General features: G+C 46.0%; 20 protein-coding genes and 1 riboswitch. Of the genes, 8 read left to right on the forward strand and 12 right to left on the reverse strand.

Translation table 11 applies throughout. The features are described 5' to 3' along the window. Positions 1 to 2 precede the first annotated feature (2 nt). The 7 genes from mutM to RH86_RS10795 all read right to left on the reverse strand — a co-directional run bounded on the left by mutM (position 3) and on the right by RH86_RS10795 (position 6,224). Positions 3 to 809 (reverse strand): bifunctional DNA-formamidopyrimidine glycosylase/DNA-(apurinic or apyrimidinic site) lyase, encoded by an 807-nt coding sequence (gene mutM / locus RH86_RS10765; protein ID WP_009386209.1) that lies wholly within the window; start codon positions 807 to 809, stop codon positions 3 to 5. 11 nt (positions 810 to 820) lie between these two features. Beyond that, complete coding sequence (locus RH86_RS10770; RefSeq protein WP_009386210.1) at positions 821 to 1,321, reverse strand: hypothetical protein; 501 nt, start codon at positions 1,319 to 1,321, stop codon at positions 821 to 823. A gap of 87 nt (positions 1,322 to 1,408) precedes the next feature. After that, positions 1,409 to 2,941 carry a phosphoethanolamine transferase gene (locus RH86_RS10775; protein WP_009386211.1) on the reverse strand — a complete coding sequence of 511 codons (1,533 nt, stop codon included), beginning with the start codon at positions 2,939 to 2,941 and terminating at the stop codon, positions 1,409 to 1,411. A gap of 104 nt (positions 2,942 to 3,045) precedes the next feature. Further along, positions 3,046 to 3,216 (reverse strand): 50S ribosomal protein L33, encoded by a 171-nt coding sequence (rpmG, locus tag RH86_RS10780; RefSeq protein WP_005596979.1) that lies wholly within the window; start codon positions 3,214 to 3,216, stop codon positions 3,046 to 3,048. Between the two features lie 14 nt (positions 3,217 to 3,230). Beyond that, positions 3,231 to 3,467 carry a 50S ribosomal protein L28 gene (gene rpmB / locus RH86_RS10785; RefSeq protein WP_004728407.1) on the reverse strand — a complete coding sequence of 79 codons (237 nt, stop codon included), beginning with the start codon at positions 3,465 to 3,467 and terminating at the stop codon, positions 3,231 to 3,233. A gap of 281 nt (positions 3,468 to 3,748) precedes the next feature. Continuing rightward, positions 3,749 to 4,423: a RadC family protein gene (gene radC, locus RH86_RS10790; RefSeq protein WP_009386212.1), complete on the reverse strand. Its 675-nt coding sequence runs from the start codon at positions 4,421 to 4,423 to the stop codon at positions 3,749 to 3,751. A 121-nt stretch (positions 4,424 to 4,544) separates the two neighbouring features. Continuing rightward, positions 4,545 to 6,224: a methyl-accepting chemotaxis protein gene (locus tag RH86_RS10795; RefSeq protein ID WP_009386213.1), complete on the reverse strand. Its 1,680-nt coding sequence runs from the start codon at positions 6,222 to 6,224 to the stop codon at positions 4,545 to 4,547. A 238-nt stretch (positions 6,225 to 6,462) separates the two neighbouring features. On the opposite strand from RH86_RS10795, the gene coaBC reads away from it, so the two are divergent. The 3 genes from coaBC to RH86_RS10810 all read left to right on the forward strand — a co-directional run bounded on the left by coaBC (position 6,463) and on the right by RH86_RS10810 (position 9,375). Then, the gene (gene coaBC, locus RH86_RS10800) at positions 6,463 to 7,662 is read left to right on the forward strand and encodes a bifunctional phosphopantothenoylcysteine decarboxylase/phosphopantothenate--cysteine ligase CoaBC (protein ID WP_009386214.1); all 1,200 of its coding nucleotides are present in this window, start codon (positions 6,463 to 6,465) and stop codon (positions 7,660 to 7,662) included. 114 nt (positions 7,663 to 7,776) lie between these two features. Continuing rightward, a complete protein-coding gene (gene slmA / locus RH86_RS10805; RefSeq protein ID WP_005596971.1) occupies positions 7,777 to 8,367 on the forward strand; it encodes a nucleoid occlusion factor SlmA in 591 nt (196 codons plus the stop codon). A gap of 57 nt (positions 8,368 to 8,424) precedes the next feature. After that, a complete protein-coding gene (locus tag RH86_RS10810) occupies positions 8,425 to 9,375 on the forward strand; it encodes a Kdo(2)-lipid IV(A) acyltransferase (protein ID WP_009386215.1) in 951 nt (316 codons plus the stop codon). A gap of 238 nt (positions 9,376 to 9,613) precedes the next feature. Here the strand turns inward: RH86_RS10810 and pyrE are convergent, their stop codons facing one another. Next, positions 9,614 to 10,255 (reverse strand): orotate phosphoribosyltransferase, encoded by a 642-nt coding sequence (pyrE, locus tag RH86_RS10815; protein WP_009386216.1) that lies wholly within the window; start codon positions 10,253 to 10,255, stop codon positions 9,614 to 9,616. A 218-nt stretch (positions 10,256 to 10,473) separates the two neighbouring features. Then, positions 10,474 to 11,190, reverse strand: a complete 717-nt coding sequence (rph, locus tag RH86_RS10820; RefSeq protein ID WP_005596964.1) for a ribonuclease PH — start codon at positions 11,188 to 11,190, stop codon at positions 10,474 to 10,476. 196 nt (positions 11,191 to 11,386) lie between these two features. On the opposite strand from rph, the gene RH86_RS10825 reads away from it, so the two are divergent. Beyond that, complete coding sequence (locus RH86_RS10825; protein WP_005596962.1) at positions 11,387 to 12,253, forward strand: YicC/YloC family endoribonuclease; 867 nt, start codon at positions 11,387 to 11,389, stop codon at positions 12,251 to 12,253. Between the two features lie 86 nt (positions 12,254 to 12,339). On the opposite strand, the gene pdxY is transcribed toward RH86_RS10825, so the two are convergent. The 3 genes from pdxY to RH86_RS10840 form a co-directional block, all read right to left on the reverse strand. Beyond that, on the reverse strand, positions 12,340 to 13,203 hold the full coding sequence (gene pdxY / locus RH86_RS10830) for a pyridoxal kinase PdxY (RefSeq protein WP_009386217.1): 864 nt from the start codon (positions 13,201 to 13,203) through the stop codon (positions 12,340 to 12,342). A 279-nt stretch (positions 13,204 to 13,482) separates the two neighbouring features. Next, positions 13,483 to 13,908, reverse strand: coding sequence for a phosphate-starvation-inducible protein PsiE (locus RH86_RS10835; RefSeq protein ID WP_005596958.1), 426 nt, complete (start codon positions 13,906 to 13,908; stop codon positions 13,483 to 13,485). Positions 13,909 to 14,034: 126 nt separating this feature from the next. Next, the gene (locus RH86_RS10840; protein ID WP_009386219.1) at positions 14,035 to 15,405 is read right to left on the reverse strand and encodes an NCS2 family permease; all 1,371 of its coding nucleotides are present in this window, start codon (positions 15,403 to 15,405) and stop codon (positions 14,035 to 14,037) included. A 65-nt stretch (positions 15,406 to 15,470) separates the two neighbouring features. Next, positions 15,471 to 15,570, reverse strand: a riboswitch (purine riboswitch). Between the two features lie 372 nt (positions 15,571 to 15,942). On the opposite strand from RH86_RS10840, the gene gmk reads away from it, so the two are divergent. The 4 genes from gmk (at position 15,943) to trmH (ending at position 19,858) form a co-directional block, all read left to right on the forward strand. After that, the gene (gene gmk / locus RH86_RS10845; protein WP_005596953.1) at positions 15,943 to 16,566 is read left to right on the forward strand and encodes a guanylate kinase; all 624 of its coding nucleotides are present in this window, start codon (positions 15,943 to 15,945) and stop codon (positions 16,564 to 16,566) included. A 112-nt stretch (positions 16,567 to 16,678) separates the two neighbouring features. Continuing rightward, positions 16,679 to 16,951 (forward strand): DNA-directed RNA polymerase subunit omega, encoded by a 273-nt coding sequence (gene rpoZ / locus RH86_RS10850; RefSeq protein ID WP_005596951.1) that lies wholly within the window; start codon positions 16,679 to 16,681, stop codon positions 16,949 to 16,951. Positions 16,952 to 16,988: 37 nt separating this feature from the next. Next, the gene (gene spoT / locus RH86_RS10855) at positions 16,989 to 19,109 is read left to right on the forward strand and encodes a bifunctional GTP diphosphokinase/guanosine-3',5'-bis pyrophosphate 3'-pyrophosphohydrolase (protein WP_005596949.1); all 2,121 of its coding nucleotides are present in this window, start codon (positions 16,989 to 16,991) and stop codon (positions 19,107 to 19,109) included. Positions 19,110 to 19,174: 65 nt separating this feature from the next. Next, positions 19,175 to 19,858 carry a tRNA (guanosine(18)-2'-O)-methyltransferase TrmH gene (trmH, locus tag RH86_RS10860; protein WP_009386221.1) on the forward strand — a complete coding sequence of 228 codons (684 nt, stop codon included), beginning with the start codon at positions 19,175 to 19,177 and terminating at the stop codon, positions 19,856 to 19,858. Positions 19,859 to 19,923 lie beyond the last annotated feature (65 nt).

Raw genomic sequence — 19,923 nt, forward strand, 5'->3', positions numbered from 1 at the left:
CCTCACAACTGACAGTGTGAACAAAAAAACGTATTTCTTTGCCCGATCTTGAGCGCTTCAATCTCTTCACCACAATTTGGGCAAGGCTCGCCGGCTTTGCCATAAACTTGCAGTTCTTGTGCAAAATATCCCGGTTTACCATCGGCTTGAGCAAAGTCTTTTAAGGTCGTGCCACCTTGCGTGATTGAGGTGGTCAAAACCTGTTTGATATCAGCAACTAAACTCCCCCACTCAGCGAGTGTTAAACTGCCAGTCGTGCGAGTGGGATGTACTTTCGCGCTAAACAAAGATTCACTGGCGTAAATGTTACCCACACCAACCACGACTTTGTTATCCATAATAAACTGCTTTACTGTAACGCGTTTATTCAATGCTTTTTGCAGCATATATTCCGCATTAAACTCATCTGTCAGAGGCTCTGGCCCCATATGGCTAAGTACAGCATGTTCGCCATCTTGGCTAAACAGCCAGGCGCCAAAACGACGTGGATCGTTGTAGCGCAGTAACTTACCATTGGTCAGCAGTAAATCCACATGATCGTGTTTGCTCGGCGGGAACTCCGCATCGAGTACCCGTAGCGAGCCAGACATACCTAAATGTACAATCGCACAACCTGCATCGGTTTCAATGATTAAATATTTTGCCCGACGACGAATATCACGAATCACCTGCCCTTCCAGTTGTTTCAGTTCAGCAGGAATATCCCAACGTAGCTTAGGCGTGCGAAAAGTCAGACTACGAATCGTTTCGCCGACCAAATGAGGCGAAATACCCATCCGACTCACTTCAACTTCTGGTAATTCAGGCACAATAATCTCCGTTATTTCTCTGATGATGGATGACGAATCGGCAATAGATAGCTTGGTTCAACCGTCACTGCGATCCATTTCTCTTGCCAGTTCTTTAATAACCAAAACTGAGGTAACTGGTAATAAGTGATCCTTTGCGGCTCTTCTTGATCGTCATACCACACCTCTATTGACTGCGGTGAGGTTAAGCTCGCTTGGAGAGATTGAAAATTTTCATCGGTTATTTCCGTTCCAACCAAGGTTTTCCAGCGTTGAGCGAGCTCTTGAGCGGTAATAGATGAAGGCGGATCCAATTGCCAACTACCCTGCTCATCGGTTAATGACCATAGTGTTGCATGTAAAGCTTGTAGATCTTGATTGGGATTGAGTAGATAAGGATGCTCACTTTCAGTTGTGTCATCTAACAAGTAGGTTTTGATCAATGTGGGCAAGTTAAGCACCAACATAAAAATCAACACGCCTAAAATCAATCTGTTATTCCAGCGACGACGCCCTTGAGTCAGTTTGGACATATCAATTCCTTATGATTAGTAGCTAAAGCTAAAATACGGCTTAGTAAGCCTAAACCGTAATAAGAAAATGCTTTGCTTTATTTCGCTTTATAATTGAATCGGATCATCTCTCAATTCATCTAAGTCAATCAACTCTCCCTCACCATTATTCACTATCGGCTGATCTTGGTAGGATGAGAAAAAAGATGGCAATACATCCAATCGTTGGCTAGAAACCCCCATGAGCTCCGAAAGCGCTTTAATGAGTGAGAAACCATTGCGTGGTGACGAAATCAACTCTCTCGATTCAAATGAAGAACCAGTAATAAACAACGGCACTTGGTAAGATTGCTTAATCGCGGGATCGTGACGTAAATTTTGTCCGTTATCTCGATGCCCTAAACCATGATCAGAAACATACAGTAAGCTATAAGGCAGTGCTTGCTGTTGAGCCATTGAGTCAATATCAGCTAAAAGAGAGTCGGTCTGTTTAATCGATTCAATATAACAAGAGATTTTGTCACCGTTAAAGTCAAATTTAACTTCACCCTCAATGCGATCACAAAAGCGCGGGTGCGAACCAATCAAGTGCACCACGATCAACTTGGACTTACCACTGCTGGCCAAAGCTTGCTGAATACTTGTCAGTAGTGTCGAGTCATAAACATTTGAATCTCTGAAACTACCGCTGCGAGTAAATGACACATGATCAGCGTAATTCGCAATTGCACTGATCCCAGTATCAAATTCGCCCATCCGCCCTTGATTAGAGATCCAGAACGTTTCAATATCAGCAGCCCTTGCTAAGGTGTTGATATTATTATTTAACTCAATATTAAGCCCATCATTCAACGTAACGAAACGCATTACCGAAGTAAATGTATTCGGCCCAGGAGAAAGAAAATCCTGCCAAAGCTCACCCTTTGCTGTCGACATAAATGGCGTATTATCTAGCGAAAAACCATAGGCATTCATATAGTCTTTACGAACACTTTCGCCAATAACAAAGATGGTATTACTCTCATGTTGCGGCTTACTTGTGATCACCCAAGATGATGGAATCTCTTTTTGCGCCATAATCTGCGCATTGTATTGATGATACTTATCGTATGAGTCATACCAGTCGTAAAAAAAACGAACTGGTGCATAACGCATATTCGAGAGCAGTGCTTGGGTATAATTGTCCTCAATGTTTCGATCCATGATCGTTCTAATCGGTTTATCGAGCAATAAAAACGAAAACAAAACCAAACAAAATGCCGACGTTTTCACACCTTGGATTTTAGGAATAATCTTAAACAAGCCAAAAGATATCACTGCAAAAACTACAGCTATAGCCAACGTACTGATTTCTAAATCTTGGAAGAACTCTAAAGCTTCAGAGGAATTGGTTTCAATAAGCGAGGAGACAATGGTTAGATTAGGGTGAGCATAATTCCATGACACTGGAATGTAAAATGTGGCCGTAAGTACCAGAGCAGCGAACAGCCAAGAACCGAATCGGTTTGTTTTCATCCATGCAACCGTAATTGACAGTAAAATCAAACTGTCCAATTTAGCCTCATAACCCAGCGCAATATTGATAATCCAAGCCAAAACAACGAGTGCGCCCAGTTTTAAGCCACTTACCAACCATTTCATGCCAATCCATCCTTATGACTACTTAGTACATATAATAAAAAACCCAGCTCGAGAGCTGGGTTTTATCGTTCAAACTTCTAGTAGAAGCTTCAAAGAAGAATCAATTACTTGATTTTGCCTTCTTTGTACATAACGTGTTGGCGAACTACTGGATCAAATTTCTTGATCTCAAATTTGCCAGGCATATTACGTTTGTTCTTGTCAGTTGTGTAGAAGTGACCAGTACCAGCAGATGATACTAGACGAATTTTCTCACGAACGCCTTTCTTTGCCATTGCCTATTTTCCTCTTAAACGTTTTCGCCACGTGCACGAATGTCAACAAGAACAGCATCGATGCCTTTCTTATCAATAATGCGCATACCTTTTGCAGTAAGGCGTAGTTTAACAAAACGTTTTTCGCTCTCTACCCAGAAACGATGAGTTTGTAGGTTCGGCAGAAAACGACGCTTAGTAGCATTTCGTGCGTGTGAACGGTTGTTACCCGTTACTGGACGCTTACCAGTTACTTGGCATACTCGTGACATATAATGTCTTCTCCAAAATCGTTTCAGCTCGATATCAACCTTGGTGGCCGAACCTCTTCTATTTCTTAAACAGAAGGATAGAGGTTTAGATCCGCTATAGAAAGTCTATACAAGGCTATCAAAGGTCGCGCATTATACTAACTTGGTTAGCATTGCTCAATACCCGAACAGATCCTTTTTGTAGATTTCTGTGATCTTTTTTTAAGCAGAGCTGAATTTAGTCTAAAAAATGTCGATGGATTGTACTTAGATTTAGCCGAACTCACAACTAAAATTGTGATTCATATCCACCCGCGCTCCGCAAAAGAAACCACTTCGCCGTCCCCCACCACAAAATGGTCCAGCACTCGCACCTCGACTAAGGCCAATGCATCGCTTAATCGGCGGGTAATGCGGCGATCCGATTGGCTGGGCTCAGCCACGCCTGAGGGATGGTTGTGCGCCAGAATCAATGCCGCTGCATTATGCTCTAAGGTGCGCTTAACCACCTCTCTGGGGTAAACCGAGGCGGAATCTATCGTGCCTTCAAACATCAATTCACCGCGAATCACTCGATTCTGACTATCGAGAAACAAGATATAGAAGCCTTCACGCTGGCGATCGCGCAATAAACTCGACAAAAATAACTTAGTTTGTTGCGGGCTGGTCAGGGCATCGCCTCGCTTGAGCGTCTCATTAAGATAGCGCTGACTCATCTCCAAGCTGGCTTGCAGTTGTACATACTTTGCTTTACCCAACCCTTTCTGAGTACAAAACTGCTCTTCTGAGGCGGCAAACAAGCTTCTCAACGAACCAAACTCACGTAGTAACCGATCCGCCAACTCCAGCACATTAATCCCTTGGGTGCCGGTACGAAGAAAAATCGCCAGTAACTCAGTATCCGTTAAAGAAGCGGGGCCATGCGAAAGCAGTTTTTCACGCGGCATTACGTTATTGGGTAAACATTTTGTCGGCATGATGCTCAGCCACTCTCGATTGTGCGTCAGAGTGGTCATTGAACAAAATAAAAAGCGAAAGCGGTAATTGGCTTTCGCTTTTCCTATCAGAGATAACGAAACAATGTAATTGCGTGCGTCATCAAAGTTTGAAGTGCCCAACCAAGCGATGCATCTCATCGCCCGAGCTGGTCAATTGAGAACTGATCGACTCCGACTGCTGTAAAGTTTGATTAATTTCATTGACGATGTGCTGAATCTCAACCAAGTTGCGATTAATCTCTTCCGCTACTGCGCTTTGCTCTTCCGCCGCAGAAGCCGTTTGTAGCCCCATATCACGAATAGTGGATACCGAAAACTGCACCGCCGCCAACGTATCTTGGATTTGATTAGACTCCTGCGCCGTCTGTTCTCCACGTTGTTGACTGGTTGCCATAGTTGTCACCGCACGCGAAACGCCACTTTGTAGCAGTTTCAACATGTCACCAATCTCATGGGTGCTGTTTTGCGTGCGGCTCGCCAGCGAACGCACCTCGTCGGCCACGACGGCAAACCCACGGCCTTGCTCGCCAGCTCGCGCCGCTTCAATCGCCGCGTTCAGTGCCAACAAGTTCGTTTGCTCTGCTATTTCACCAATCACTTGCAACACCTTGGTGATCTGCTCTGTTTGCGCACTTAAGTCTGAAACGGCTTCTGATGTGAGGTTAACGTCTTTGACTAATTGGTTGATGCCTTCAATCGCGTGGTTCACTTCTTGTTGGGCATCTGATATCTGATCATTGGCATCATCGATCGCTTGTGCAGTGGCGTTGGTGTTACTGGCCACTTCTTTGGCCGTCATGCTCATCTCAGTTACGGCAGTGACGACCTTATCGGTTTCTAAGCAGTGGCGCTGCATTTGTCCACTTGCTTGGCTCGTTTGCCCATCCAATTGCCCCGCTGCCGCTTTTACCGAACCGGCACTACTACGAATATCGGAAATAATCGGGTGGAGCTTATCCATAAAATCGTTAAAAGCCTGCGCCACCTCTCCCACTTCATCCTGACTTTCAACTTTTAAACGCGCCGCTAAGTTACCTTCACCCGCCGCAACATCTTTCAGTGATTCCGCTATGTGTTGTAGCGGCCTCACACCACGAGAAATGACCACGCTTATCACGGCGCAAGTAATCAACAAACTAATAAAGGATAATACGATGGCAGAAAAAGTCTGCGTGTTGAGTGCTTGCATGCGTGATTCACGATACGCGGCGACTTGAAAATCGATATCATCAATATAGATACCGGTTCCCAATACCCAATCCCATTTTTTGAGATATTCGGCATAACCAAGCTTCGGCGCTTGAGCATCAATCGTTGGCTTATGCCATGAGAAATAGAGGAAACCATCGCCATTTTTAGACGCATCAATCAAACCTGAAATCACGCCTACACCGTTTTCATCTTTCATTCCCATCAGGTTCTTACCTTCAAGCTCTGGCTTAATGGCATGTAAGGTATTAACCCCTTGTGAATCATAAGCGAAAAAGTAGCCATCACTTTCAAAGCGCATCGCTTTGAGAATCTCTTTGGCTTGCTGTTTATTTTGACCATCAACATCGGTGTCATAGAGCGGTTTAATTGCCGTCACACCCATCATCAGAAACGCTTTCAGTTCACTTTTCTTTACTTCGATAAGCTCTTGGCGATAAGTGGTCAGCTGACTATCGAGGCTTTTTAAACCGTTGAAGTAATAAACCATCGTAATCAAAGTGGTGATCAATACCAACGGTATGATGGTAACCAGTGTCAACTTACTGCGGCTCTTAAGCGAAAATCCCATATTCTTTACCTGTCTTTTGTGTTCCCCCACCCCAATCATGAAAGTTATCTGATTGGTTCACATACTTTTTATATTGCGTTAACTCTATTTTTTATCTGTGAAGTAAGTAACGAATTAGTACTAGTTAGGTGAACTATTGTTCACTAGTTTGACTTAGGTTTGTTTCGGCGGAGGTCATCACACTTAATCCCATCGGCGGTTGTGATATTATCGGCAGCAGAAATTTGGAGATTCAAACATGCAAACACTCGCAGGAAAAAAAATCCTACTTGGTATTAGTGGCGGTATTGCGGCTTATAAATGTGCCGAGTTAACCCGTCGCCTGATTGAGCGTGGCGCTCAAGTGCAAGTCGTGATGACGCACGCAGCCAAAGAGTTCATTACCCCGCTCACCATGCAAGCCGTTTCGGGCAGACCGGTCTCTGATAGCTTATTAGATCCCGCCGCAGAAGCGTCAATGGGCCATATCGAGCTGGCTAAATGGGCGAATTTGGTGCTACTTGCTCCTGCAACGGCAGATCTAATTGCCCGTATGGCCGCTGGCATGGGGAATGATCTGCTGACAACGTTAGTACTTGCTAGCGATGCACCGATTGCTGTCTCTCCTGCGATGAATCAGCAGATGTACCTAAATTTAGCCACTCAAGAGAACATTGCGACGCTTGCGCGTCGTGGCATGCACATCTGGGGACCCGCAGCTGGCGAGCAAGCCTGTGGCGATGTCGGCCCAGGCCGCATGTTAGAGCCAATGCAATTGGTCGGCTTGTGTGAGCAATTTTTTGCCGATAAGCCACTCAAAGGCAAATCGATTCTGATCACCGCAGGTCCTACTCGTGAAGCGATCGATCCTGTGCGCTACATCAGTAACCACAGCTCAGGCAAGATGGGGTTCGCCTTGGCTGACATGGCTCAAAAACTGGGCGCGGATGTAACACTTATCAGCGGCCCGGTAGCATTAGCTACCCCACAAGGCTGCCAACGCGTGAACGTTGAAAGCGCTTTGGATATGCACCAAGCGGTGATGAATCACGCCCAGCAAAGTGATGTCTTCATTAGCTGTGCAGCAGTCGCCGATTATCGCCCAGAAACCGTAGCCGACAATAAGTTGAAGAAAACGGCAGATAATGATGCGATGACGGTGAAGATGATCAAGAACCCTGACATCGTGGCTAGCGTCGCCGCCATGACAGAAAATCGCCCATTTACCGTCGGCTTTGCTGCGGAAACGCAAAACGTAAAACAGTACGCACTAAGCAAACTTGAGCGTAAGAATCTCGATATGATCTGTGCGAATGATGTCTCGCTTGCTGGGCAAGGGTTCAATAGTAACGATAATGCCATTACCGTATACTGGAAAGAGGGTGAGCAATCACTTACTCTTGCATCAAAACAACAGATTGCGCAGCAAATTTTGCAGATGATTGCCGATAAACTGTAATCTGAAATTCTTAATTTTTTTGAGCTAATCACCCTGCTTTGATCCTGCTTTGCTTAAGTAGGAAGTAGGGTGAACATTTCTTTGCTAAATAAGTGGTAATAAAAGGAAGCGTTGATGGCTGTAACAAGAAAAACCAATCGCCGAGAAGAGATCTTACAAGCGTTGGCACAAATGTTGGAATCTAACGAGGGTGCCTCTCGTATTACAACTGCAAAACTGGCGAAACAAGTTGGCGTTTCTGAAGCAGCGCTTTACCGACACTTCCCAAGTAAAGCACGCATGTTTGAAGGCTTGATCGAATTTATCGAAGAGTCTTTAATGTCGCGCATCAACCGCATTTTAGATGAAGAAAAAGACACCCTTACACGCATTCGCTTGGTGCTACAATTAATACTCGCCTTTGCTGAGCGTAACCCGGGCCTTACCCGTATTCTCTCTGGTCACGCGCTGATGTTTGAAAATGAGCGTCTACGTGAGCGTATTAACCAGTTATTCGAGCGAATTGAAACCTCTTTGCGTCAGATTCTGCGTGAGCGTAAACTACGTGAAGGCAAATCGTTCCCGGTGGATGAAAGCATCCTCGCCGCGCAATTGCTTGGTCAGGTAGAAGGCAGCCTCAATCGCTTCGTGCGTTCTGACTTTAAATATCAACCGACCGCTAACTTTGACGAATACTGGGCCCTGCTAAAAAATCAAATTGAGTAACGGGTAGCCATCAATTATTCAAATCTAAACATGCAACTCTGTTTGGGATAGTGACTTATGAGTAACGATAAATACGCCAAGCCAACCTTTTCTTTATCACTGTTACACCCGCGCAATTGGGGTGTTTGGTTGGGGTTTGGATGTTTAGCCATCATCGTCAATATACTTCCTTACTCACTGCTCTATCGCTTTGGTCGATTTATCGGCCACATCGGTATGAAATATGGCAAAAGCAGAGTTCATATCACGCAACGCAATCTTGAGCTCGCTTTTCCACAAAAGAGCGAGCAAGAGCGCCAAGCCATCGTCGAAGAAAACTTCAAAAATACCGGCCTCGCCCTAATTGAAACCGGCATTACTTGGTTTTGGCCAACATGGCGATTCAAGCGCATCATCATCAATAAAGATACCGAGCAGCTACGCCAATACACCGAAAATAAACAAGGCGTGCTGCTGTGCTGCGTACACGCGCTCAACTTAGAGATCACGGCACGCGCATTCGCCGTATTAGGCTTAGGTGGCTACGGCGTTTTTCGCCCACACAATAACCCCGCTTACAACTTCATCCAATATTGGGGCCGCACCCACAATGGTAATAAACTGATTGATCGCAAAGACATCAAACAGATGATTCGTGTCTTGCGCGACGGTGAGCACCTCTTCTATTTACCCGATCATGACTATGGCCGTAACAAATCAGTCTTCGTGCCATTTTTTGCCGTCGAAGATGCCTGCACTACCACCGGCACCAGCATTCTTGCCTACACCAGCAAATGCAAAATCATCCCGGGTTCTGGGTTTAGAAACGAGCAAGGTAAATATGAAATCATTGCCGATATCTCTATCGAGCAAGATTACCCACAAAAAGACGAAACAGCTGCGGCAGCATACATGAATAAATACGTCGAGATGATTATCCTACGCGCACCATCGCAATGGATGTGGCTACACAAGCGTTTTAAAACCATGGCTGACCAAAACAAGAAAAAAGCCTGTCGCTATCAGTAAGCACTATCAAAACAGTAAGCAACATCGAAACAATATACGACAGCAAAAAAAAACAAAAAGGGGCTGATGGATATCCATCAACCCCTTTTCTTTTTAATCAAACCAGATCCCCGACTCGTCATTCCTGCTCTCTAGGATGACCAATGGACGATGAGCCATAAACAACGCTCTCATTGGCCGTCACTTGCAACAGTGAGCAACGAACGTAGTAGCAAATCTCGTTTTAAAAAATTTGCGATTAGATGCCGTATTGTGCGCGGTACGCTTTTACTGCTTCTAGGTGCTCAGCACTGGTGCCTTTCTCTTCAAGGTAAGTGATCAGATCGGTCAAGCTCACAATTGAGATGATTTCACAGTTAAAATCACGCTCCACTTCTTGAATCGCAGACAGCTCACCTTTGCCTTTCTCTTGACGGTCAATCGCCACCAATACGCCCGCAAGGTCTGCACCGTTCGCTTGAATGATTTCCATAGATTCACGAATCGCCGTACCTGCTGTAATCACATCGTCCACCAGCATAATGCGGCCTTCAAGTGCGCTACCGACTAAGTTGCCACCTTCACCGTGATCTTTGGCTTCTTTACGGTTAAAGCAGTAAGGCTTATCCATATCATGGTGATCAGCCAGTGCAACCGCTGTCGTCGTCGCAATTGGAATGCCTTTGTAAGCAGGGCCAAACAACACATCAAACTCGATACCAGAGTCTGCTAGCGCCGCCGCATAAAAACGACCTAAACGCGCCAAATCACGGCCAGTATTAAACAGGCCAGCGTTAAAGAAATACGGGCTCTTACGGCCTGATTTCAAAGTAAACTCACCAAACTTTAAAACTTCCTTCTCTAATGCAAATTCAATAAATTCACGCTGGTATGCTTTCATCTCTTACTCTCTAAATAAAGGTCTAGTGCTCTAAACTATTCATAAACAATAACGAAACATTTTCTAAATAGATGGTTTCAAGGCTAGGCAGCAAGATTCCTCATCCCTATGAGCATACTCCAGTATGTGATTAGGGTGAGGAAGCGACGCTAACAACGCATTGATGCCATCTATGACGAAAATAAAAAAATAGCCTCCGAAAGGAAGCTATAAAATGATTATTCTGCCAACGCCGCCTTCTGCGCCGCGACAATATCTGCCACACCTTTGGTTGCCGACTCTAATAGCGCCAGCAATTGTAGATGAGTGAACGGTTCGCCTTCTGCCGTGCCTTGCACTTCGATCATGCGACCGTCTTCGGTCATCACTACGTTCATGTCAGTGTCTGCTGCTGAATCTTCAACGTACTCAAGATCACACAACACATCATCACCCAGCAGACCCACTGAAACTGCCGCAACATGGCCTTTCATTGGGTTTTTCTTCAACTTGCCTTTTTCAATCAGGTGTTGGAATGCATCTGCTAGCGCAACACTTGCACCAGAGATAGACGCAGTACGTGTACCGCCATCTGCTTGGATAACATCACAGTCAACTGTGATCATAAACTCGCCCATCGCTTTTAGGTCAACCACAGCACGCAAGCTGCGCGCGATCAGGCGTTGAATTTCCATGGTACGGCCGCCCTGTTTACCGCTTGCCGCTTCACGACGGTTACGCGTATGCGTTGCACGTGGCAGCATGCCGTATTCAGCCGTTACCCAGCCTTTACCCTTGCCTTTCATCCAATGCGGTACGTTTTCTTCAATAGAAGCGTTACAAAGAACCTTGGTGTTACCGAACTCTACGAGTACAGAGCCTTCTGCATACGCAGTATAGTTACGAGTAATTTTGATTGGGCGAATTTGATCCGCCTTGCGGTCATTTGGACGCATGGGCATGTACCTTAATAAGCAGGGGAAACGTTTGGTTGGGGCAAGATTATAGCGGAAAAGAGTGGGACTGGCGAGTAAAGCGACATGCTCAAATCCCTCTCATCCTCATAAAGCAATAATAGACAGCAAGATTGCTACGCCAACTGTGCTACTATCTCAGGGTTAATTTTCAGCATATATAAGACAGGAAAATTCGATGATCTACAGCATGACAGCTTATGCCCGTAAAGAAGTGAAAGGCGACTGGGGCACAGCAGTATGGGAAATTCGCAGCGTAAACCAACGCTACCTTGAAACCTACTTCCGCCTACCAGAACAGTTCCGTGGCCTAGAGCCAATCCTACGTGACCGTTTTCGCAAACGTCTAGCGCGCGGTAAAGTAGAATGTCACCTACGTTTTGAAGCAAACCCTGCAGCGCAAGGCGATCTGACCATCAACGAAACGCTAGCCAAACAAGTAATCAATGCAGCAAAGCAAGTGATGGCACTAACCGGTGATGACAGCCGTATTAACCCATTCCAAGTCATGCAGTGGTCTGGTGTAATGGAAACCCCAGAGCAAGACATGGACAGCGTAAACAAAGACCTTCTTGCTGGCTTTGATGACGCCATCAACGAGTTTATCGAAGCGCGTGGCCGTGAAGGCGACAACATGAAAGCACTGATCGAGCAGCGTTTAACCGCCATCACTGATGAAGTAGTGAAAGTACGTGCGCGCATGCCTGAAATTCTTGTGTGGCAACGTGAGCGCCTACTGGGTAAATTCGAAGATGCGAAAGTTGATCTTGATGGCTCACGCGTTGAACAAGAGCTGATCTTACTGGCGCAAAAATCAGATGTGGCGGAAGAGTTGGATCGCCTAGATTCTCACGTAAAAGAGACTTTGGCTGTAATGAAGAAAGGTGGCGCTTGTGGCCGTAAACTGGACTTCATGATGCAAGAGTTCAACCGTGAATCAAACACGCTAGCGTCAAAATCAATCAGCACCGACATCACCGCATCAGGTGTTGAGCTAAAAGTTCTAATCGAACAGATGCGCGAACAGATCCAGAATATCGAGTAATCGTTTTACGATATTCACAATGAAAAAAAGCCCTGAACTGTTTTAAGCAACGGTGCAGGGCTTTTTAATTTTAGGCACGCTAGAATCTAACGCTCAATCTTTTGTGCTTTAAACGCTGGCTCATCAGTGCTAGCAACCGCATCTTGCACTGGAACGATCTGCAGTTCCCACTCATTACGTTCTGCAGTCTCTTTTAGCACGCTGTACACAGCTGTATTGCACAGCTCAAACGATAAGATTGGATCATTATTGTTCAGATAGTGACCGGTAAAGATAGAAGTAATCAAATCACCCACGCCCACAGGCTGGCGCACAAAATCCAATAGTGGACGTGTAATCAAGAATAGCCCTTCATCACACGCCATCAGCATGGTGAAATCTTGCTTAGAAGCACAGTGTAGGTGCTTAACCAAGACAATCTTTGGCCCCATGGTTAACGCAAGCTGACACGCTTCAATCGCACTGTCCAAATCATGAATTTCAATACCGGTAAAACGCGCTAATTCAAATTGGTTTGGCACAATGATGTCCGCTTTTTTCATGACTCGTTCACACAAAGCTTCGGTCACTTCAGGGCTGACGATACATCCTTTTTCCGGATCGCCCATCACAGGATCGCACACGTAGAGCGCTTGCGGGTTGTGTTGCTTAACGCGCTCAACGGTTGCCAAAATTTCATCGGCTTGCACACCGCTGCCCATGTAACCAGAGATCACTGCTTTTACTTTACGCGCGGCATCGATATTGATTAAACCATCGGCCAATGCCGTGATATCACCTTGCTGCATCACCTTACCCGTCCAACCTTGGGTGTATTGGGTATGGTTAGAGAATTGCACGGTGTGAATCGGCCACACGATATGCCCCAAACGTTGCAGTGGGAATACCGCTGAACTGTTGCCGGCACAGCCATAAACAACGTGAGACTGGATGGAAAGAATACCTTGCATAACTACCTCAAAAGCGAGCTTTAACGCTCCTAACACTGACTATCTAGAGTACAGACGACTCACGTTGTGTTTTAAATGCGTATCAACGATATACCCGTCTTATCTGCAAATGCGTGCGGGTAACGAAATTAACTGTGAGTGATTAGTTTGAACCAAAAATCCGATGACGTCATCGCTTAGTGTCTGCGTTAGCGCAACTATTCTGATTAATTCATCAATAACTCTAACTCACTCACTAAAAAGCCCCGCAATTGCGAGGCTCTAAGCGACCATGTTCGACTATTCGTCTTTTTCGGTGGTGCGTCCGTCGATGTATGGCCAATAGTGGTGACCAACACGGATCAATAAGGTTGCGGCGGCAAGAATAAAGGCTGCCAATGATAGCCATACAATCAAGGTGGCATCGAGCTCTTTCATTCCCAGAGTGATATAACGAGCAATCGCCATCATGGCGATATAGATCGGGTAGCGCACCGGGATCTTACCGTTCATCACAAACTGCTGCACCATTGCCAGCACTTCAAGATAGATAAACATCAACAAGATATCAGTTAACTGCACGCGCCTTTCGACAAAAACATGCACAAACTCTTCCACCATTGCGAATAAGGTGGCTAGCGTAATCGCGACCAAGAGTATCGCTTCCAAAATATGGAATACTTTTAAAAACGGTCGACTAAACGACTTGGGAAGATTAGAAGGCATGGTTCAAGCTCATCAATAATTAACATCTAATGGTTAATTTTATCACGGCTTTATGAAAGTAGGATGGCCTTGCAAAGCACAAGGCCATTTATTTTGCGGTTTTAATACCAATAACGGCTGTTCGGATTACAACAACACTAAGTATGCAAGGAACACCAACGACAATACATAAATTGCTGGGTGTACTTCTTTCGCTCGGCCAGCCACAACCATGGCAAAACAGTAGCTAATAAAGCCCATCGCCATGCCGTTCGCTGGCGAGAAGCTCAACACGGTAAACATGATGGTAAAGAAAGCTGAAATGCGTGACTCTTTCTGATCCCAGTTGATTTGGCCTAAACGACCAATCATATAGATCCCCACCACGACCATCGCAGGAGCCACCATCGCCGCGGAGAAGATCGAGAACAGCGGGTAAAGGAATAGCGACAGCATGAACATGCCCGCCACCAATACTGCAGCTAAACCGGTCTTCGCACCTTGCGAAGAAGCAATACCCGACTCAGAGAATGCGGTAATCGACGTGGTACCCAAAATAGAACCAATTACGGTACCGCCCGCATCGGCAACCAGCGCAGAACGAGCGTTTGGCACTTTGCCATCTTCATCAATAATACCGGCATCACGGCCTACGCCAATGATGGTGCTAAGGCCATCAAAGAAATCGACAATTAGGAAGATCACCACAATAAACAGTAAATCAAACCACTTATCCATGGTAATGCCCGATAAATCGAAAATCGCACCGAAGGTGCTGTCCATGCTCGGCGGCATTGACACGATTTGATCCGGAATTGGCGCGTAGTTGGTGCCCAGCATGACATCCGCGATGACCGTTAATACGATAGCTGATACAAAAGAGATAAAGGTCGCTAACTTAATATCACGCACCATACAACCGAGGGCGATAAAGATACTGATGTAAGCAATCAATACCTGCGGATTAGCGATATCACCCATGCTGACCAGAATGATTGGGTTAGAAACGATGATGCCTGCATTTTTCAAACCCAAAAACGCAATAAACAGACCCAAGGATACCGTGATCGACAGTTTCAGATCTTCAGGCAGTGATTCAATCATCGCCTTACGAATATTGGTCATCGACAAAATCAGGTACAGCACACCAGAGAGGAAAATACCGAAAAGTGCTTCGTGCCATACCACAGCCACTGAACCGCTGAGCAACATGCCTTTGAAAAAGCCATTCATACTCATGCCCGGTGCCAGCATCACTGGGTAGTTACCCCAAATACCCATAATCAAGGTCGCAATCGCCGCTGAGATTGCCGTCGCCGTAAACACCGCGCCTTTATCCATCCCCGGAATACCACCCAAAATCGCTGGGTTGACCGCGAGAATGTAGCTCATCGCCAAAAAGGTAATAAAGCCAGCGTACAGCTCAGTGCTAACCGTGGTTTTTCGTTCTGAGATCTTAAAGATCGACTCTAGAATGCCAGAAGATTTCTGGGCTTTGAGGGTAGATTCGACACTCACAATGTAACCTTACAACTTAATAAAATAGAAGATGGGTACACATGCTGATATAGAGAAAGTTCGCCTAAAATAAGCCAACTTACTGTAGTCATCGAGATAGGCTCGATGGTAGAGACGTCCAGTCCAATTCACTAGACATATACAGCACGTAATCGTTTGCGCGGATTGTAAGGGTTTAGAGTAAAAGTTCAACGCTTTTTAACTTGTGATTGCGAAATAATGCAAACGATTGCTTTGATTGTTTCATTACATACACCATTTTTAATCAACCACACACATATCAATTAGCCACGCACTCCCTTTACCTAGCCACCAATGATAGCCATCAAGCGAAGATCCTTCTTCTGGCCGTTTTTGCATGGCTTTAACCGGTGAAGCCATTTCTTTTCCTTGTTATGATCCTTGTGATCGTGCTACTCTTCGCCTCCATTTTTCTGACCTCATTTTCACTATTTACGTGATTCTTCTTGGTCAGTGCTATCTTTAAACAGTCGACTCTTCTTTCGGCACCATCCAACCAAATGTGGAACGTTACATATGGGCAAAGGTACTCTATATATCGTCTCGGCACCGAGCGGCGCTGGTAAATCTAGCTTGATCTCAGCGATGCTGGAAACCAATCCAACATACGCGATGAAAGTATCTGTATCTCACACGACGCGCGGTATGCGCCCAGGTGAGCAAGATGGCGTGCACTATCACTTTGTGCAAAAAGAACATTTTGAAGAGTTGATTGAAAAATCAGAATTTCTTGAGTATGCCGAAGTATTCGGTAACTACTACGGCACTTCTCGTGTATGGATCGAAGAAAACCTTGAAAAAGGCATCGACGTATTCCTTGATATTGACTGGCAAGGCGCTCGTCAAATCCGTGAGCAAATGCCACTAGCGCAAAGCATCTTCATTCTACCGCCATCAAATGGTGAGTTAGAGCGCCGCCTAAACGCTCGCGGCCAAGATAGCGAAGCCGTGATTGCAAAACGCATGGCGGAAGCAAAAGCAGAAATTTCTCACTATAACGAGTACGACTACGTTATCGTGAATGATGACTTTGATACTGCATTGATGGACTTTAAAGCTATCATCCGTGCAGAAAGATTGAAGCAAGATAAGCAAGCTGCTAAATATAAAGGCATGCTTGACGCTTTACTGGCTGAGTAAGGGTCTCCCAAAAGCCATTCACAGATGAGACAGCGCTGTGGCTAGAATATAGTCGCGTAAGCCTGTATAATTTCTCGTCATTCAAAATTTTAGTTAACTATTTGGAGTCCTCATGGCACGCGTAACTGTTCAAGACGCTGTTGAAAAAGTTGGCAACCGTTTCGACCTAGTACTGATTGCGGCTCGCCGCGCTCGTCAAATGCAAACTGGCATGAAAGATTCACTAGTGCCAGAAGAGAACGATAAACCAACGGTTATCGCTCTACGCGAAATCGAAGAAGGTCTTATCACTAAAGACATCCTTGATGCACGCGAGCGTCAAGAGCAACAAGAGCAAGAAGCAGCAGAACTAGCAGCAGTAAGTAGCATCGCTCACACTCGCTAATCTGACTTTCTCTACAACTCTTTCCTAGGCCTAAAGTTTGTATCTATTCGATAGCCTCAAAGACGTTGCCCAAGAATATCTAACAGAGCCTCAAATTGAGGCTCTGCGTCAATCTTATGTGGTAGCGAAAGATGCCCATGAAGGGCAAACTCGCTCTAGCGGCGAGCCTTATATCATCCACCCTGTTGCGGTTTCTCGCATCTTGGCCGAAATGCGCCTTGATATTGAAACGCTCCAAGCGGCTCTACTTCACGATGTCATCGAAGATTGTGATGTCACCAAAGAAGATCTAGAAGAAAAATTTGGCACGACCGTTGCCGAACTTGTGGATGGTGTTTCTAAGCTGGATAAGCTTAAATTTCGTGATCGCAAAGAAGCGCAAGCAGAAAACTTTCGCAAAATGGTCCTTGCCATGGTGCAAGACATTCGCGTTATTCTGATCAAACTCGCTGACCGAACCCACAACATGCGTACGCTCGGCGCTCTCCGCCCGGACAAAAAACGTCGCATCGCTCGTGAAACCCTTGAGATCTACTCTCCTCTCGCCCACCGCCTTGGTATCCACAACATTAAAACCGAATTGGAAGAGCTTGGCTTTGAAGCGCTCTACCCAAATCGTTATCGTGTTTTAAAAGAAGTGGTCAAATCAGCGCGCGGTAATCGTAAAGAGATGATCCAACGTATTCACAGTGAAATTGAAGGCCGCCTTGAAGAAGTAGGCCTGACTGCACGTGTTGTCGGCCGCGAAAAAAACTTGTTTTCCATCTACAACAAGATGAAAACCAAGGACCAGCGATTCCATACCATCATGGATATCTACGCTTTCCGTGTGATTGTTGATGCTGCCGATACTTGTTATCGCGTACTTGGCCAAGTCCATAGCCTCTACAAGCCACGTCCGGGGCGTGTTAAAGATTACATCGCGGTACCAAAAGCCAACGGCTACCAATCTATTCATACTTCAATGGTCGGCCCTCACGGCGTACCGGTTGAAGTGCAGATCCGTACTGAAGATATGGATCAAATGGCGGATAAAGGTGTTGCGGCGCACTGGTCTTATAAAGGCAATGGCGATCGCACGGGCACCACAGCGCAAGTCAAAGCTCAGCGCTGGATGCAAAGCCTACTTGAGCTGCAGCAAAGTGCTGGCAACTCATTTGAATTTATTGAAAACGTAAAATCCGATCTATTCCCAGATGAGATTTACGTCTTCACACCAAAAGGTCGTATTGTTGAATTGCCTGTCGGCGCAACTGCGGTCGATTTTGCTTATGCGGTGCATACCGATGTCGGTAATACCTGTGTGGGTGCGCGTGTTGATCGCAATCCATACCCACTAAGCAAATCGCTGAAAAACGGCCAAACGATTGAGATTATTTCCGCCCCTGGCGCACGCCCGAATGCTGCTTGGTTGAACTATGTCGTCACCTCACGTGCGCGTACTAAGATCCGTCAAGTGCTGAAAACCATGCGTCGTGAAGAGTCGATCACTCTCGGTCGTCGCTTGCTCAATCATGCTTTGGGTGAGCTATCGCTCTCAGACATCAGCGATGAAAATATCAACCATGTACTGAAAGAGCTGAAGATCAATACGGTACAAGATCTGCTGGCCGATATTGGTTTGGGTGAATTGATGAGTATCGTCGTTGCTCGCCGCCTATTGGGCGATGCAGACGAACTGACTGAAGTCGAATCTACCAGCGATACTCCGAAGAAGAAAATGCCAATTCGTGGTTCAGAAGGCATTTTGCTCACCTTCGCTAACTGTTGTCACCCAATTCCAGATGACCACATTATCGCTCACGTATCGCCAGGTCGCGGCCTAGTGGTGCACCGCGAGACTTGTCCAAATGTACGTGGTTACCAACGTGAACCAGATAAGTACATGGCGGTTGAATGGTCTGACGATTATGATCAAGAGTTCAGCACCGAACTTCGTGTTGACGTACAAAACCGTCAAGGCGCTTTGGCTGAGCTAACCAACGTGATCTCAAAAACCGGTTCTAATATTCACGGCCTTTCTACCGAAGAGCGTGATGGACGTTTGTATACCGTTACGGTACTACTCACCACCAAAGACCGTGTTCATTTGGCTGGCATTATGCGTCGGATTAAATCGATGCCGTACACTCTCAAAGTTCGCCGTCGTAAGAACTGATTAAATATCTTTACTGGCCCTTGAAATACCTCATTTCAAGGGCTTTTATTTTTAGTGCGTAGATTATGAATTTAGAACGATATAACCGTATCCAACAAGTGCTCAAAGCACGCCAAACCGACCTGACTTTCTGCTTAGAAGAAGTGCATAAGCCAAATAACGTTTCTGCGGTAATTCGTACCGCCGACGCAACAGGCATCCATAAAATCCATGCTGTATGGCCAGCGAAAATGCGCACCCTTACTCACACCTCCGCTGGCGCGCGCAATTGGGTCGAAGTGGATACGCACAGCTCCATCGATGATGCTATTGGCGAGCTAAAAGCCCAAGGCATGCAGATTTTAGTGACCAACTTATCGGACACGGCTGTCGATTTTCGCCAGATTGATTACACCAAGCCAACCGCCATTATTCTTGGTAGCGAGAAAGTCGGCGCATCTGCTCGCGCGAAAGAGTTAGCAGACCAAGACATCATCATCCCGATGATGGGCATGGTGCAATCGCTCAACGTTTCGGTTGCCAGTGCGGTGATCATGTACGAAGCGCAGCGCCAACGTGAAGCGGCCGGTATGTACGATCGCGAAACCAGCCCGCTGTCTGAAGAAGTGATCAATCGCATTCTGTTTGAACGCGGCCACCCCGTTCTGGCCAAAGTCGCTAAGCGTAAAAAGATGCCTTACCCACCATTGGATGACGAAGGCCAAATCGTCGCCGATGACGATTGGTGGGCAGAGATGCAGAAGAAATAGAAGCGAGAATCGAGAGGCGAGAGGCTGGAAAAGAAGCCTGAATCGAGAAAGAGCGAGAATTGAGA

Source organism: Vibrio sp. N418 (genome assembly GCF_000222565.1).
GTDB lineage: Bacteria > Pseudomonadota > Gammaproteobacteria > Enterobacterales > Vibrionaceae > Vibrio > Vibrio scophthalmi.